This is a genomic window from Arthrobacter sp. NPDC080031 (assembly GCF_040702485.1).
Lineage (GTDB): Bacteria > Actinomycetota > Actinomycetes > Actinomycetales > Micrococcaceae > Arthrobacter.
The window spans coordinates 70,026-85,512 of record NZ_JBFBLA010000014.1 but is presented as its reverse complement, the minus strand read 5'-3'; the positions used below and the strand labels follow the sequence as shown (position 1 = coordinate 85,512).

Sequence of the window (15,487 nt, the reverse complement as noted above, 5' to 3'; positions counted from 1 at the left end):
TAGAATCCTCCCAAGAGCAGTCCCCGGTCCTGCGCCGGGCCATCCAGAAAAGGACAGCCAACCATGCCGAGCCCTGCCAGCCCGAACCTGGCCAACAACGATGCCCTTCCGGAGGGGAAAACCCCCTACCGGGAAAACGCCGTCGACGCAGCTATGCCACGCATGGTCCGCGACCGCCCCTTTGCGTGGCTGCTCCTCGCCACCGGCGCCATAGCGTGGCTCGCATCAGGGGCGCTCGTGCTGGAAAAGCTGCAGGTTCTCATCGACCCCAACCACGTAACGGCCTGCGACCTCAATCCCTGGGTGTCCTGCGGCAGCGTCATGAAGACACCGCAGAGTTCGGTTTTCGGTTTCCCCAACATGTTCATCGGCATTGTGGCCTTCGCCGTGATCATCACCACCGCGATGGCGATCTTTGCCGGAGCCAAGTTCGCACGCTGGTACTGGATCGGACTGCAGACCGGCGTCACCCTGGGCTTCATCTTCATCGTCTGGCTCTGGTCCCAGGCACTGTATGTCATTCACATCCTGTGCCCGTTCTGCATGGTGGTCTGGGCATGCATGATCCCGCTCTTCGTCTTCGTGACCATCCGGAACGTCGCGCACGGGGTCATTCCAGCGCCCGCCCGCCTTGCCGGGATCCTCAGCGAATCCGGTTGGATCATTTCCGCGTTGCTCTACGTTGCCGTGATCGCAAGCATTTTCTTCGCCTTCATCAATGTCTTCATCGGAACGTCCGGTTACTGAGCACTTGCCCCTTAACTAACGCGGGGTCACTTACGGCCCATTCCGGACCTCCGGATGGACCGTAAGTGACCCCGCGTTGTTCGTTTTTGGCGTGCCTGGAAACTACGCGCCGAACCAGATCTTGATCTCGCGCTCGGCGGAATCCACCGAATCGGAACCGTGGACCAGGTTCTGCTGCACTGCCAGGCCCCAGTCGCGGCCGAAGTCGCCGCGGATGGTGCCCGGCGCCGCCGTCGTGGGGTCCGTGGTTCCTGCGAGGGAGCGGAAGCCTTCGATCACGCGGTGACCCTCGAAGATGGCGGCGACGACGGGGCCGCTGAGCATGAACTCGACCAGCGGCTCGTAGAACGGCTTGCCGAGGTGCTCTTCATAGTGCTGCTCCAGCAGCTCCCGGGTGGCGTTGACCTTCTTCAATTCGATCAGGGAGTATCCCTTGGACTCGATGCGGGCGAGGATGCTGCCGCTCAAGTTGCGGGCGACGCCGTCGGGCTTGATCAGTACAAGGGTGCGCTCAATGCTCACGGTTGCTCCAATGTTGAGTGTGTGGGTTTCCCAGCCAGTTTACGGGGTTTCGCTCAGGCGGACTGCCCGGCAGAGTCTTCCCCATGCGAAGCGTTCCACTCGGCTTGCTCACGATCGCGCTGGGCGTTCTCGCGGTCGATCCTCATGCCGGCACGGATGCCGTACCACCAGCAGGCCGCGAACAGGACTCCCACCACGAACATCGTGGGCTCGACGATGCCGCAAAGAATCAAGACCAGCTGCAATACCCAGCCGACACCGATGCCCCAGGGCTTGCTAAGCACGGCACAAGCCAGGATCAGCACCAGGCTCAGGGTGATCCCGGATGTCAGGATCAGCGCCGGCTGCACCTCGCCACGTTTCAGTCCGAAGACTGCCAAGGTGGCGAAGAACGCGACGAAGGCCTCCAGGAGCAACACGGTCGAAGCGAACATCACCTTGGTTGAGCGGCGCTTCTTGGGCATCCCGGGCCGCCATTCGCGCTGGGCTTTGGTGAGTTTGGCCATGCTCAGGAACCTGCCTTCCCGAGGAGCATGCGGGCTTCGGCCACCACGGTGATGGAACCCGTGACGAGTACCCCGCCGGCCAGGTCATCGTTGGCTTCGGCACGCTCCACGGCCCACTCGATCGCGTCATCCAGCTTCTCGGCAATGTGGACGTTGTCCGCACCAAAGCCAAGGTCGACGGCGAGATCGGCCAGTTGCGCGGCCGGGATGGCCCGCGGCGAGCTGGACTGCGTGAAGCAGAACTCCTCTGCCAGTCCGCCCAGGGATTCCTTGAGCTGCCGCAGGATTTCTTCCGCGTCCTTTTCCTTCAGGACCCCGAGGACCACCACCAGCTTGCTGAAGCTGAAGGCCTCCTCGATTGCCTCGGCTGAGACGCGGATGCCTTCAGGGTTGTGGGCGGCATCCACGATGATCGTGGGAGCGGTGCGCACCACCTCAAGGCGGCCGGGCGAGGTGACATTGCCGAAAGCCTCGCGCACGAGGTCGCCGTCGAGCTCTTTTTCGCCTCCACCGAAGAAGGCCTCCAGGGCAGCGACGGCGACTGCCGCGTTCTCGGCCTGGTGCGCGCCGTGCAAGGGCAGCAGCAGGTCCTCATAGCGGCCCGCGAGCCCCTGGATGGTCAGCACTTGGCCGCCGACGGCCACGCTGCGGGACTCGACCCCGAATTCGACGCCTTCGAAGCGGAACGGCACGCCCACTTCGCGCGCCTTCTCCAGGAGCACCTGGGCGGCGTCCACGGGCTGGGCCGCGCTGATCAGGAAGCCGCCGGGCTTGATGATTCCGGCCTTCTCGTAGGCGATATCCTCGGTGGTGTCGCCGAGGAGGTCCGTATGGTCAAGCGAGATCGGCGTCACCACGGACACCTGCCCGTCGCCCACATTCGTGGCATCGGTAATGCCGCCCAGCCCTACTTCAATCACGGCGACATTGACGGGTTGGTCAGCGAAGATCGCGAAGCCGAGGATGGTCAGGCACTCGAAGTACGTGAGCTTGGGCTGGCCGTCGGCCTCGAGTTCCTTGTCCACGATCTCAAGGTACGGACGGATCTCGTCCCAGATCCGGACAAAGGTCTCATCCGAAACCGGCTCGCCGTCGATGCTGATGCGCTCGGTCACCTTTGACAGGTGCGGACTCGTGTAGCGGCCCGTGCTCAGGCCGTGCGCGCGAAGCCCCGCCTCGATCATGCGGGCGGTGGAGGTCTTGCCGTTGGTGCCGGTGATGTGGATGATCGGGAACGCCTTGTTGGGCTCCCCCAGCACATCCATCGCCCGGTACAGGGGCGCCAGCCGCGGCTCCATTTTGTTTTCCGGGGCGCGGCCCAGGAGTTCGGCGTAGACACTTTCTACGGAGAATTCGTCGCTCATGTACTAGGCCTCGATCTTGGTAACGGTGATCTGCGGCTCGGCGGCGTCGCCGGAGACGACGGGGTCGAGCTTGAGGGACAGGGTTTCGGTCTTGACCAGGTCTTCATTGGCGCGCAAGGCGTCAACAACGTCGGGGACGGCCAGGACCGTGGTGTGGATGCGGTCGCTCACGTTGAGTCCTGCGTCCTTGCGGGCCTGCTGGATGGCACGGACCATGTCGCGCGCCAGGCCTTCGGCAGCCAGCTCCGGAGTGACTTCCGTGTTCAGGACCACGAATCCGCCGCCCGGAAGGACAGCGACAGCCGCGGAGGCTCCGCCTGCAGATTCCGCGACGACGGTCTCGAGCGTGTACTCCTGCGGCTCCAGCTCAAGGCCCCCTGCCGTGACCACTCCACCATCGGAAACGGACCAGTCGCCGGACTTGGAACCCTTGATGGCCTGCTGGACATTCTTGCCCAGTCGGGGACCTGCGGCGCGTGCGTTGACCACGAGTTTCTGCTCGATCCCGAATTCCTCCGGCGACGCCGTAGCGGCATCCAGGAGCCGGACGGAACGCAGGTTCAGTTCATCCGCGACGACGGCGGCGAAGCCTTCCAGCGCGTCCGCGCCGGGTGCGACCACCGTGAGTTCCTGCAGCGGCAGGCGAACGCGAAGGTTGGCGGCCTTGCGCAAGCTGGAACCGGTGGAGCAGATCTGCTGGACCCGGTCCATGGCTTCGACAAGTCCCGGGGTTGCCGGGAACAGGCTTGCCTCTGGCCAATCGGCCAGGTGCACGGAGCGCCCGCCGGTCAGGCCGCGCCAGATCTCCTCGGAAACCAAGGGAAGCAGCGATGCCGAGACACGGCAGACGGCTTCGAGGGCCGTATGGAGTGCGTCGAAGGCGTCGGTGTTCTCGTCGAAGAAGCGCTGACGGCTACGGCGGACGTACCAGTTGGTGAGCATGTCCAGGTAGCTGCGCAGTTCATCGCAGGCTCCGGAAATGTCGTATTCGTCCAGGCTGGAAGTGACGTTGCGGACGAGGTCGCCTGTGTTTGCCAGCAAGTACTGGTCCAGGGTGTCCGTGTAGCCGTCGTAGCGCAGCTTGGCGTCATAGCCGGCGCCGCCATTGGAGGCGTTCGTGTACAGGGTGAAGAAGCTGTAGACGTTCCACAGCGGCAAGATCACCTGGCGGACGCCGTCGCGGATTCCCTGTTCGGTGACCACGAGGTTGCCGCCGCGCAGGATGGGGCTGGACATCAAGAACCACCGCATGGCGTCGGAGCCGTCGCGGTCCAGGACCTCGGAGACGTCCGGGTAGTTGCGCAGGCTCTTGGACATCTTCTGCCCGTCGGAGCCCAGGACGATGCCATGGCTGATCACATTGCGGAACGCCGGCCGGTCGAAGAGTGCCGTGGACAGGATGTGCAGCATGTAGAACCAGCCGCGGGTCTGCCCGATGTACTCGACGATGAAGTCTGCGGGGTTGTGGGTGTCGAACCATTCCTCGTTCTGGAACGGATAGTGCACCTGCCCGTACGGCATGGAGCCCGAGTCGAACCAGACGTCCAGGACGTCCTCGACCCGGCGCATGGTGGACTGGCCCTCTTCAGGGGAGCGCGGGTCGTCCGGGTTGGGCCGGGTGAGTTCGTCGATGAACGGGCGGTGCAGGTCGACCTGGCCGTCGTTGTTCATCGGAAGGCGGCCGAAATCGGCCTCCATTTCGGCGAGCGAGCCATAAACGTCCGTGCGCGGGTACTCGGGGTCATCGGACTGCCATACCGGGATGGGCGAGCCCCAGTAACGGTTGCGGCTGATGGACCAGTCGCGGGCGTTGGCCAGCCACTTGCCGAACTGTCCGTCCTTGACGTTGCCCGGGATCCAGTTGATCTCCTGGTTCAGTTCGGACATCCGGTCCTTGAACTTGGTGACCTCCACATACCAGGAAGACACGGCACGGTAGATCAAAGGGTTGCGGCAGCGCCAGCAGTGCGGGTAGCTGTGCTCGTAGCTGGCTTGGCGGACCAAACGACCGCCGGAACGTAGTGCCTGCGTGATCGGCTTGTTGGCATCGAACACCTGCAGCCCGGAGATTTCGGCGAGGGGTCCGTGCGCGAACAGGTGGAGGAACTTGGCGCCTTCATCGACGGAAAGGACCACGGGGATACCCGCGTCCTCACAGACTTTCTGGTCGTCTTCACCGTACGCCGGCGCCTGGTGGACAATGCCCGTGCCGTCGGTGGTGGTGACGTAGTCCGCCACGAGGAAACGCCAGCCGTTCTGCGTGCCGTACTTCTCGGTGTCGGAAAAATAGTCCCAAAGCGGCTCGTACTCCAGGCCGGCCAACTCGGTGCCGGCGTAGCTGGCTGTGACGGCAGCGGTGGCGGCAGCGCCGTCGTCGTACCCCAGGTCCTTGGCGTAGGTGCCGAGGAGATCGGCAGCCAGCAGGAAGCTGCCCGTCACCGGGGCCTCCGGCGAGGCGGCCTTGATGCCGTTGGGACCGGCGGGAACCACCGCGTAAGCGATATCAGGCCCGACTGCGAGCGCCAGGTTGGTGGGCAGTGTCCAGGGGGTCGTGGTCCATGCGAGCGCCTGCACACCCTCAAGGGACTTGGAGAGTTCCGACTCCCCCGCCTTGATGGGGAAGGTCACGGTGACGGTCTGGTCCTGGCGGTTCTTGTAGACATCGTCGTCCATGCGCAGCTCATGGTTGGACAGCGGCGTCTCGTCCTTCCAGCAGTACGGCAGGACGCGGTACCCGTTGTAGGTGAGGCCCTTCTCGTGAAGCTGCTTGAAGGCCCACAGGACAGACTCCATGTATTCGACGTTGAGGGTCTTGTAGTCGTTGTCGAAGTCCACCCAGCGTGCCTGGCGCGTGACGTAGCTCTTCCATTCGTCTGCGTACTTCATGACCGAGGCACGGCACGCGTCGTTGAACTTGTCGATGCCCATCGCTTCGATCTGGGTCTTGTCCGTCATGCCCAGTTGCTTCATGGCCTCGAGTTCAGCGGGCAGGCCGTGGGTGTCCCAGCCGAAGCGCCGTTCGACGCGCTTGCCGCGCTGGGTCTGGTAACGGCCTACCAGGTCCTTGGCGTACCCCGTGAGCAGGTGGCCGTAGTGGGGCAGGCCATTGGCGAAGGGAGGACCGTCGTAGAAGACGAACTCGTTGCTGCCAGGGTGGCCGCCGGGAAGGTCGGCGCTGCGCTGGTCGATGCTGGCTTGGAAGGTGCCGTCTTCATCCCAGTATTTGAGGATGCGCTCTTCGATCTCCGGGAACTTCACGGAGGCGGACACCCCCGTGGAGGTGCCGGACGGAGCTGTGCCTGACACTGCGGTGGAGGCCTTGGGGTAATACGTCATCTCTTCATCCTGGGTTGAGCCGGTGAACACAAAGTTTCATTCAGGATGCGAGGACGGCGCCAGGCGTTGTTTCCAACAGCTCCGGTACCGCGGTACCACCTCACTTACCGTCGCTGGGGCTGCTCCCCGTGAAGAGGAACTGCTCCGGCGTCGGCCGCTCATTGCTGCTGTGACGGGCTTACCCGTCCGGTTCTACTGACCCCCATGGTGGCGCGGGCGTTCTTCCGGAAGCTCACCGGTGATGTCCGGGTCAAAGCTTGTGCCACAAGTCTAGCGGCAGCGGCGCCGCGAGCTCCACTTGAGGGCATGGGGCGCGCGACACCGCGACCTTAGCCCTTGCGGATCAACTTGTGGGTGGCTGCCTGTGCCACAGGACGGACGATGATCTCGTCGAGGTTGATGTGGTGCGGAACTGAAACCGCGTACTTGACAACGTCGGCGACGTCCTCCGGCGTCAGCGGCTTCTCGACCCCGGCATACACTTTGGCTGCAGCAGTGGCATCGCCGAGGCGGTTGAGCGCGAATTCCTCCGTGCGGACCAGGCCTGGCGCCACCTCGATGACACGGATGTTGTTCTCGGCTTCCTCCAGCCGGAGGGCACCGGTCATGGCGTGCTGGGCGAACTTGGCCGCGTTGTACCCGCCGCCGCCCTCGTAGGCCGTGAGCCCCGCGGTCGATGTCAGGTTCAGCACGGTGCCCTCGCCGTTGGCCCGCAGCATCGGGAGGAAGGCCCGGGTCAGCTTCAGGGTGCCAAGCACGTTGACCTGGTACATCCAGTCCCAGTCTTCGGTCTGCGCATTTGCCAAGGTGTCCGCGCCCCGTGCGCCGCCGGCAATGTTGATGAGCGTGTCCGCTCCCCCTGCCTCGGTGACGGCGGAGAGCAAGGCCGCCACGTCGTCGTCGTTGGTGATATCCGCGGCGAAAGGCACTGCGCCGCTCTCGGCACCGAGTGCCTCGAGCCGTTCCGCACGGCGGGCGACGGCGAATACCTTCCATCCATCGGCGGCGAGGGCGCGCACGGTGGCTTCGCCGATTCCCGTGCTGGCGCCGGTCACTACTGCGGAACGTTGGGACACCGAAGTTTCAGGAGCACTCATGTCACCAGCCTATCGCCGCGTCCCCCTCCCAGTTGTCCCATTCGCTGTTTCCCCTGTGCTGGATGTCAACCCGTCCGGCACCAGCTATCCCTTTCCTCACCAAGACTGGGACGGATGACGCGGACTTCATCGCCGAGAGCGCCCCGGACACAATGGGAAGCACAGAATTCGGATCTCGGAGAACCCAACGCGCCGGAATACGCACCACCGGGATGCCCTGCATGACCAGGGAATTCCAACGGCTGCGGTCGTTCTCGAATTCCTTTGGCCCCGAATGGAACTTCCGACCATCAATTTCGTACACGAGGCCACCATTGACGACGCCATCGACTCTTCCCACTCCGGCAATCTGTACCTGCGTGTCCACATGGAATCCTGCGTCTTCCAGGGCCAGTCGCGCCAACGTCTCCGGCATGGACTGTGAATCGGTGCGGATCCTGCCGATCAGAAGGCGGATCCGCCAGTCGTGGGACCCGGCGAAGTGCGACAAGAGGTCCCGCAGCATGACTCGTCCGCCTGCAACGGCCCCTTCCGCCACCACAAGGGCCTGCCACCCCGGGACGCACCTGAAGGCCTGGCACACGGCGTCGAAATCTGAGACCACAAGCTGCCTGGCTGAACGTTTGCCCCGATGGACCACGCAGCCGGGAACCTCCTTGGCGCTGTCTTTGACTACGTGAGGCTTTGCGGGCGACTTCCAGACCCATAAGCCCCGTGCCGAGGCTGCAGACACGCATGCCAAGGACACGTTTTGCCCGGCTGCTTTGACAATGTCGGGCCTGGCCGACGGAAGGGCATAGGTACCCCGCGCAGTCTTCAGCAGGAGCCCGTGGTCGACGAGGTCCCGGATCTGGAACCGGTCAAGGCCCAGCCGCCGTAAATGGCTGAAGCGGCATACCCCCCAATTGCGCTGCATCATGCGCTGAATCTCGTCCATGGCTCAACCGTGCTTCACGCAGACCAAGCAATTCCAGCTTCAACTGCCGTATGTGGACATCCCCCGGGCTACCTTGTCCCCAGCTGTCCCATCGCCTGTGACGCGTGTGGGCCCTGTCAACACCATGTACTTCATACGCCGCCTGGGACGCAGGGAGTGGGACAACTGGGAACAGAGAGGGGCGGCGGGGCGGGGCGGTGCAAGACCATGAAACAATTGGCGCATGGCTGAATCAACGCAGGGTACAGACACGCCCGCCACCGCCCCCATCAACGTTCCCGACAAGCCGGCCCTTGAAGGCCTTGAGGCTGCCCTGACGCAGCGCTGGCTGGACGAAGGAACCTACAAGTTCAACCCGGACACCACCCGGGAGCAGGTCTACTCGATCGACACTCCCCCGCCTACCGCATCCGGTTCGCTCCACGTGGGCCACATGTTCTCGTTCACGCAGACGGATGTCCAGGCCCGCTACATGCGCATGACCGGCAAGAACGTCTTCTACCCGATGGGCTGGGACGACAACGGGCTTCCCACCGAGCGCCGCGTGCAGAACTATTACGGCGTCCGCTGCGATCCCGCCATTCCCTACAACGCCGACTACCGCCCGCCGGCACAGCCTGCGAAGAACCAGCGCGACTTCGACGTCGTCTCGCGCCAGAACTTCATCGAACTCTGCGAGGAACTCGCCGTCGAGGACGAGAAGGTCTTCGAGAACCTGTTCCAGACCCTCGGCCTGTCCGTTGACTGGGACCTGACGTACCGCACCATCGACGACACGTCCCGGGCAGTGTCCCAGCGTGCCTTCCTCGAGAACCTGAACGCCGGGGACGCCTACATGGCCGAGGCCCCCACCCTGTGGGACGTGACGTTCCGAACCGCGGTCGCGCAAGCCGAGCTGGAGGACCGCGAGGTTGCCGGTGCGTACTACCGCTACCCCTTCTTCACCGCTGACGGCGAGAAGATCTACATCGAGACCACGCGTCCGGAACTGCTCGCCGCGTGCGCTGCGTTGGTGGCAAACCCCGACGACGAGCGCTACCAGCCGCTGTTCGGCAAGACCGTCACCTCTCCCCTGTTCGACGTTGAGCTCGAGGTCAAAGCCCACCCGCTCGCCAAGGCGGACAAGGGCTCGGGCATTGCCATGGTCTGTACCTTCGGCGACCTGACCGACGTCACCTGGTGGCGCGAGCTGCAGTTGCCCACACGGGCCATCATGGGGCGCGACGGCCGCATCATCGCCGAGACTCCTGAGTGGATCACCACCGACGCCGGCAAGGAAGCCTACGCGGCAATCGCCGGCAAGACGGCGTTCTCTGCCAAGGAGGCAGTGGTTGAGCTTCTCCTTGCCGCCGATCTGCTCGATGGCGAGCCCAAGAAGATCACGCACCCCGTGAACTTCTTCGAGAAGGGCGACAAGCCCCTTGAAGTTGTCACGTCGCGCCAGTGGTACATCCGCAATGGTGGGCGGGACGAGGACCGCCGCGAACGGTTGATCGCGCGTGGACACGAGATCGAGTTCCACCCGTCCTTCATGCGCTCGCGCTACGAGAACTGGATCTCCGGGCTGAACGGTGACTGGCTCGTTTCGCGCCAGCGCTTCTTCGGCGTGCCGATCCCCGTCTGGTACCCGCTGGATGCCCAGGGCAACCCGGACTACGCAAACCCGATCCTGCCGTCCGACGAGTCCCTTCCCGTGGACCCTGCGGCAGACGCGGCCCCCGGCTTCGACGAGTCCCAGCGCGAGCAGCCCAACGGCTTCATCGGAGACGCCGACGTCCTGGACACTTGGGCCACGTCGTCGCTGACTCCGCAGATCGTGGGTGGCTGGAGCCGTGACGAGGAACTGTTCGGCAAGGTCTACCCCTTCGACCTCCGCCCGCAGGGACATGACATCATCCGCACCTGGCTCTTCTCCTCGGCTGTCCGGGCGGATGCCCTGCAGTACAGCGCGCCATGGAAGCACGCCGCCATCTCGGGCTGGATCCTGGACCCGGACCGCAAGAAGATGTCCAAGTCCAAGGGCAACGTGGTTGTTCCCACCGACGTCCTGAACGAGTTCGGCTCCGACGCCGTCCGTTACTGGGCCGCGTCGGCCAAGCTCGGCGCGGACACCGCCTACGAGATCGCCCAGATGAAGATCGGCCGCCGCCTGGCCATCAAGCTTCTCAACGCCTCCAAGTTCGTGTTGAACCTGGGCGCTACGGAGAACTCGGTTGTCGGCGCCGACCTGTCCGTCCTGACCAACCCCTTGGACCGCGCGTTGTTGGCCCAGCTCGCCGACGTCGTCGCGCAGTCCACCAAGGCATTCGACAACTACGACTACGCCCGCGCGCTGCAGATCACGGAATCGTTCTTCTGGCAGTTCACGGACGACTACGTGGAACTCATCAAGGACCGCGCCTACGGTGCGGCCGGCGAGACCGAACAGGCCTCCGTGCTTGCAGCCCTCGCCACCACGCTGGACTCGCTGTTGCGGCTGTTCGCGCCGTTCCTGCCCTTCGCCACCGAAGAGGTCTGGAGCTGGTGGCGCGCGGGTTCGGTTCACCGCGCTGCGTGGCCGGCAGCGGTGGAAATCGTCGACGGCGACACCACCATGCTGGGCACCGTCGGCATCGCGCTGAGCGGCATCCGCAAGGCCAAGTCCGAGGCGAAGGTCAAGCAGCGCACCGAGGTCCTCTCCGCCACCATCACCGCTACCGAGTCGTTCGTTGCTCAGCTGGAAGCCGGACTGGGAGACCTCAAGGCCGCAGCCAACGCACAGGAGATCTCACTAGTAGCAGGCGACGGCGAACTCACGGTGAGCGACGTTGTCCTGGCACCTGCCGAGGAGCCCGCCCAGGCGTAGTTTGGACGAGCCCCGGAGTTTCCGGCGTACGCCGGGAGTTTCCGGGCAAAGGGGAAGCCCCATCAGCGTTTAGCCGTTGGTGGGGCTTCGACTCTTCGGCTGCCTGGTGACGTCTTGGCAGTCTGGCGGAATCCTCGGACTTTCAGGTCTTCCTACCTCGTCACTGGTAGCTTGCATCCAACTTTGCCGAAGGCTGCGTCAGCTGCATATCACTGAATCTCTGGTTTCCGTGTCCCTCTTCTTTCGAAGTGGGTAAGTTCTATTCTTGACCCGCTCCCCGGCCAGCACAAGCCCTCTAGAGGAACTACTCAAATGTAATTCAGGGGCCTCGTGGGAGGCGCCCGGGGTTCTGGGGGTGGGCGCTTTGTGGCACAGTGTTGCTATGCCAGAACTTCCCGAAGTGGCCGGGCTGACTGCCTTCCTGGGCAGGAATCTTCTCGGTGCCGAACTGACGAAGATCCAGATCACTTCTTTTGCCGTACTGAAGACAGCCGATCCGCCTTACTCAAGCCTAGAGGGTCGCAAAATCGTCGGCGTTGAACGCTTCGGAAAGTTCGTCAGTCTCGACGCCGAGGGCATCCATTTCATCTTCCACCTCGCCAAGGCCGGGTGGCTCCGCTACACGGAGCAGCCGTCCCACACCCAGCTGCGCATGGGCGGCAGCAATATTGCCGCGAGGCTCGGCTTCACCAAGAGCGACGGCTCAACCCACGTCGGAGTGGACCTGACGGAGGCCGGGACTAAGAAGAGCCTGGCCGTATACGTGGTGCACAATCCCTTGGATGTTCCCGGGATCGCAACACTCGGCCCGGACCCGCTGAGCCCTGAATTCACGGTGGAAACCCTCGCCGGAATCCTTTCCACGAGCGCGCACCAGGTCAAGGGACTCCTTCGGAGCCAAAGTGTCATCGCGGGCATCGGCAACGCCTACAGTGACGAGATCCTTCACGCCGCCAGGATTTCACCGTTCGCGATCGCCAAATCGCTCGACGAAGACACCACCCGTGTCCTCTACGAGTCCATCGAAAGTGTCCTGGGAGCGGCCGTCGCTGCCGCCGTCGGCAAAGCCTCAAGCGAACTCAAGGACACGAAGCGGAACACCATGCGGGTCCACGGCAGGGCGGGCCAGCCTTGCCCGGTGTGCGGGACCACCATCCGCGAGGTGTCCTTTGCCGACACTTCGTTGCAGTATTGCCCCGGCTGCCAGACAAACGGAAAGATCCTTGCGGACCGTAGAACGTCGCGATTCCTGAAATAGCCGTGCCTGCGGTCCAGAGAACCGCCACCGCTCAGGCTAGTGGATTCAGGCTAGTTGAATTCCGGGCTTTCCGTGCGGCTGCGCTTGAGCTCGAAGAAGTGCGGGTAGCCGGCCAACGTGACGGTGGCGTCCCAGATCCGGCCGGCTTCCTCGCCACGGGGAATACGGGTGAGGACAGGGCCGAAGAAGGCTGTGCCGTTGACGGCGACCACCGGGGTGCCGACGTCCTGGCCCACCAGGGAGATCCCCGATTCGTGGCTCGCACGCAACTGGACGTCGTATTCCTCGGAATCGGCGTATTGGGCCAACTCGGCGGGGAGGCCGGTTTCTGCCAGCGCCTTGGAGATGACCTCGGAGAAATCCTTGATGCCTTCGTGGTGGATGAGGGAACCCATCGAGTCGTACAGCGGTTTGACGTACTCGTTTCCGTGCAGCTCGCGGGCGGCAATGATGACACGGACAGGTCCCCAGCCCAGCTTCATCTTCTCGGTGTATTCGGCAGGCAGCTCGCGGCCTTCGTTGAGGACGGAGAGACTCATGACGTTCCAGTTGGTCTCGATGCCGCGAACGTCTTCCACTTCACCGATCCAGCGGGATGTCACCCAGGCAAAAGGGCACATGGGATCGAACCAGAAATCGACCTTGTTGGCGGTCTGCTCGGGCACAGGGAACTCCTTCGATAGGCGTAAGGGGGCGCGTTGGCCGGACGAAACGGTGTCCGGCACCAATCATGCCAACCTCAGGCTACGCGGACTTATTCCGACGCTTCGCAATGACCTCGTGCGCGATCATGGTGGGCTGGCCCTTCTTGTTCACGGCGTCGGCAGTGATGACGACGCTCGCGATGTCTTCCCTGCTCGGCAGGTCGAACATGACCGGCAGCAGCACTTCCTCCATGATGGCCCGCAGGCCGCGGGCTCCGGTGCCGCGTTCAAGGGCTTGGTCCGCAATCGAGTCAAGGGCGTCGTCGTCGAACAAAAGCTCGACGCCGTCCAGCTGGAACATCTTCTGGTACTGCTTGATCAGGGCGTTCTTGGGCTTGGAGAGAATCTGGATGAGCGCGGAACGGTCAAGGTTGGACACGGTGGTGATCACCGGCAGGCGCCCGATGAATTCAGGAATAAGCCCGAATTTGAGCAGATCCTCCGGCATTACCTCGCCGTAGCTGTCTGCGTTGTCCTTGACCTCGTTGAGCGGGGCCCCGAAACCAATGCCTTTGCGTCCGGACCGCGATCCGATGATGTCCTCGAGCCCGGCGAACGCACCGGCCACGATGAACAGCACGTTGGTGGTGTCGATCTGGATGAATTCCTGGTGCGGGTGCTTACGTCCGCCCTGCGGCGGAACCGAGGCCACAGTGCCTTCGAGGATCTTCAGGAGGGCCTGCTGCACGCCTTCGCCGGACACATCGCGCGTGATGGACGGGTTCTCGCTCTTGCGCGAAATCTTATCGATCTCGTCGATGTAGATGATGCCTTGTTCGGCCTTCTTGACGTCATAGTCGGCGGCCTGGATGAGCTTCAGCAGGATGTTTTCGACGTCTTCGCCGACGTATCCGGCCTCAGTCAGGGCCGTGGCGTCGGCGACGGCGAAGGGTACGTTCAGACGGCGGGCCAGGGTTTGCGCCAGGTAAGTCTTGCCACAGCCGGTGGGGCCGATCAGCAGGATGTTGGACTTGGCGATCTCCACGTCTTCGTGGTGTCCGCCTTCGCCGAGGCCCGTCTTCGGTGCGTGGCCCGCCTGGATGCGCTTGTAGTGGTTGTAGACCGCGACGGCGAGGGAGCGTTTCGCAGGCTCCTGGCCAATGACGTATTCCTGGAGGAAGTCGAAGATCTCCCGCGGCTTGGGCAACTCGAAGCTACCAAGATCCGATACTTCGGCGAGTTCCTCTTCGATGATCTCGTTGCAGAGTTCGATGCACTCGTCGCAGATGTACACGCCGGGCCCGGCAATCAGCTTCCGCACCTGCTTTTGGCTCTTTCCGCAGAAAGAACACTTCAGCAGATCCGTGCTCTCGCCAATCCGAGCCATGTGGGAATCCCTTCGTTTCATGCGGGTGGTGCAGCCCCGTACCTATCCGCAATTTCGCTAGATCGCAGCGGGGGCGCCACCATGACAACTTCCACTGTAGGACACAATGGGCTGCTTGGGTTGAAACAGAACGCCGATGCGGTCCATATTTCCTGAACCGCACCGGCGTCGAGTTTTGGCCAGTTACCTGGCGATCGCCTGGGGCTTGATCTTACGGGAATCGAGCACCTGGTCGATCAATCCGTAGTTCATTGCCTCGGCAGCGGTGAGAATCTTGTCGCGCTCGATATCGTTGTTGACCTGTTCCGGCGTCCGCCCGGAGTGCTTGGCCAGCGTGTCCTCAAGCCATGAGCGCATGCGCATGACTTCTGCGGCCTGGATCTCGAGGTCCGAGGCCTGGCCTCCTTGGCCGCCGGACAGCGACGGCTGGTGGATCAGGACCCGGGCGTTTGGCAGGGCGAGGCGCTTGCCCGCCGTACCTGCCGCGAGCAGCACGGCCGCGGCGCTGGCCGCCTGGCCCAGGCAAACGGTCTGGATCTCCGGACGAATGTACGTCATCGTGTCATAGATCGCCGTCATGGCCGTGAACGAGCCGCCCGGGGAGTTGATGTACAACGTGATGTCGCGGTCCGGGTCCGTGGACTCGAGCACCAGCAGCTGGGCCATGATGTCGTCGGCGGAAGCGTCATCAACCTGCACGCCGAGGAAGATGATGCGGTCCTCGAAGAGCTTCGTGTACGGGTCCTGGCGCTTGAAGCCGTAGGGCGTGCGCTCCTCGAATTGCGGGAGGACATAGCGGCTGGACGGGAGATTACCGGCAGACCATCCAAAGTTGTAGTTCATT

Annotated in this window: 12 protein-coding genes; 3 read left to right on the top strand and 9 right to left on the bottom strand. The window is 63.5% G+C overall.

The window, feature by feature from the left end:
- Positions 1 to 63: 63 nt before the first annotated feature.
- Positions 64 to 747, top strand: coding sequence for a vitamin K epoxide reductase family protein (locus AB0323_RS13545; protein ID WP_366177773.1), 684 nt, complete (start codon positions 64 to 66; stop codon positions 745 to 747).
- 102 nt (positions 748 to 849) lie between these two features.
- On the opposite strand, the gene ndk is transcribed toward AB0323_RS13545, so the two are convergent.
- The 6 genes from ndk to AB0323_RS13515 form a co-directional block, all read right to left on the bottom strand.
- Positions 850 to 1,269: a nucleoside-diphosphate kinase gene (gene ndk, locus AB0323_RS13540; RefSeq protein WP_364537833.1), complete on the bottom strand. Its 420-nt coding sequence runs from the start codon at positions 1,267 to 1,269 to the stop codon at positions 850 to 852.
- Positions 1,270 to 1,322: 53 nt separating this feature from the next.
- On the bottom strand, positions 1,323 to 1,775 hold the full coding sequence (locus AB0323_RS13535) for a DUF4233 domain-containing protein (protein ID WP_364537835.1): 453 nt from the start codon (positions 1,773 to 1,775) through the stop codon (positions 1,323 to 1,325).
- A gap of 2 nt (positions 1,776 to 1,777) precedes the next feature.
- Entirely contained in the window at positions 1,778 to 3,139 is a 1,362-nt protein-coding gene (locus AB0323_RS13530) for a folylpolyglutamate synthase/dihydrofolate synthase family protein (protein ID WP_366177772.1), read from the bottom strand.
- 3 nt (positions 3,140 to 3,142) lie between these two features.
- Positions 3,143 to 6,475: an isoleucine--tRNA ligase gene (ileS, locus tag AB0323_RS13525; protein WP_366177807.1), complete on the bottom strand. Its 3,333-nt coding sequence runs from the start codon at positions 6,473 to 6,475 to the stop codon at positions 3,143 to 3,145.
- Positions 6,476 to 6,804: 329 nt separating this feature from the next.
- Complete coding sequence (locus tag AB0323_RS13520) at positions 6,805 to 7,572, bottom strand: SDR family oxidoreductase (RefSeq protein ID WP_364537839.1); 768 nt, start codon at positions 7,570 to 7,572, stop codon at positions 6,805 to 6,807.
- A 1-nt stretch (position 7,573) separates the two neighbouring features.
- Positions 7,574 to 8,509 carry a type IV toxin-antitoxin system AbiEi family antitoxin domain-containing protein gene (locus AB0323_RS13515; protein WP_366177771.1) on the bottom strand — a complete coding sequence of 312 codons (936 nt, stop codon included), beginning with the start codon at positions 8,507 to 8,509 and terminating at the stop codon, positions 7,574 to 7,576.
- 223 nt (positions 8,510 to 8,732) lie between these two features.
- Between AB0323_RS13515 and valS the strand changes: the two genes are divergently transcribed.
- Positions 8,733 to 11,354, top strand: coding sequence for a valine--tRNA ligase (gene valS / locus AB0323_RS13510; RefSeq protein WP_366177770.1), 2,622 nt, complete (start codon positions 8,733 to 8,735; stop codon positions 11,352 to 11,354).
- Positions 11,355 to 11,736: 382 nt separating this feature from the next.
- Positions 11,737 to 12,612: a DNA-formamidopyrimidine glycosylase family protein gene (locus AB0323_RS13505; protein WP_366177769.1), complete on the top strand. Its 876-nt coding sequence runs from the start codon at positions 11,737 to 11,739 to the stop codon at positions 12,610 to 12,612.
- A gap of 50 nt (positions 12,613 to 12,662) precedes the next feature.
- Here the strand turns inward: AB0323_RS13505 and AB0323_RS13500 are convergent, their stop codons facing one another.
- The 3 genes from AB0323_RS13500 to AB0323_RS13490 all read right to left on the bottom strand — a co-directional run bounded on the left by AB0323_RS13500 (position 12,663) and on the right by AB0323_RS13490 (position 15,486).
- A complete protein-coding gene (locus AB0323_RS13500) occupies positions 12,663 to 13,232 on the bottom strand; it encodes a disulfide bond formation protein DsbA (protein WP_366177806.1) in 570 nt (189 codons plus the stop codon).
- 124 nt (positions 13,233 to 13,356) lie between these two features.
- Complete coding sequence (gene clpX / locus AB0323_RS13495; RefSeq protein WP_364537847.1) at positions 13,357 to 14,643, bottom strand: ATP-dependent Clp protease ATP-binding subunit ClpX; 1,287 nt, start codon at positions 14,641 to 14,643, stop codon at positions 13,357 to 13,359.
- Positions 14,644 to 14,826: 183 nt separating this feature from the next.
- Positions 14,827 to 15,486, bottom strand: coding sequence for an ATP-dependent Clp protease proteolytic subunit (locus AB0323_RS13490; RefSeq protein WP_234749864.1), 660 nt, complete (start codon positions 15,484 to 15,486; stop codon positions 14,827 to 14,829).
- Between the last annotated feature and the right edge of the window lies 1 nt (position 15,487).

What these genes read in the sequence shown, in the direction of transcription:
- AB0323_RS13545 (WP_366177773.1), top strand. Translation starts at nt 64, where the DNA reads ATGCCGAGCCCTGCCAGCCCGAACCTGGCCAACAACGATGCCCTTCCG.
- AB0323_RS13535 (WP_364537835.1), bottom strand. Translation starts at nt 1,775, where the DNA reads ATGGCCAAACTCACCAAAGCCCAGCGCGAATGGCGGCCCGGGATGCCC.
- AB0323_RS13530 (WP_366177772.1), bottom strand. Translation starts at nt 3,139, where the DNA reads ATGAGCGACGAATTCTCCGTAGAAAGTGTCTACGCCGAACTCCTGGGC.
- ileS (WP_366177807.1), bottom strand. Translation starts at nt 6,475, where the DNA reads ATGACGTATTACCCCAAGGCCTCCACCGCAGTGTCAGGCACAGCTCCG.
- AB0323_RS13520 (WP_364537839.1), bottom strand. Translation starts at nt 7,572, where the DNA reads ATGAGTGCTCCTGAAACTTCGGTGTCCCAACGTTCCGCAGTAGTGACC.
- AB0323_RS13515 (WP_366177771.1), bottom strand. Translation starts at nt 8,509, where the DNA reads ATGGACGAGATTCAGCGCATGATGCAGCGCAATTGGGGGGTATGCCGC.
- valS (WP_366177770.1), top strand. Translation starts at nt 8,733, where the DNA reads ATGGCTGAATCAACGCAGGGTACAGACACGCCCGCCACCGCCCCCATC.
- AB0323_RS13505 (WP_366177769.1), top strand. Translation starts at nt 11,737, where the DNA reads ATGCCAGAACTTCCCGAAGTGGCCGGGCTGACTGCCTTCCTGGGCAGG.
- AB0323_RS13500 (WP_366177806.1), bottom strand. Translation starts at nt 13,232, where the DNA reads ATGTGCCCTTTTGCCTGGGTGACATCCCGCTGGATCGGTGAAGTGGAA.
- clpX (WP_364537847.1), bottom strand. Translation starts at nt 14,643, where the DNA reads ATGGCTCGGATTGGCGAGAGCACGGATCTGCTGAAGTGTTCTTTCTGC.
- AB0323_RS13490 (WP_234749864.1), bottom strand. Translation starts at nt 15,486, where the DNA reads ATGAACTACAACTTTGGATGGTCTGCCGGTAATCTCCCGTCCAGCCGC.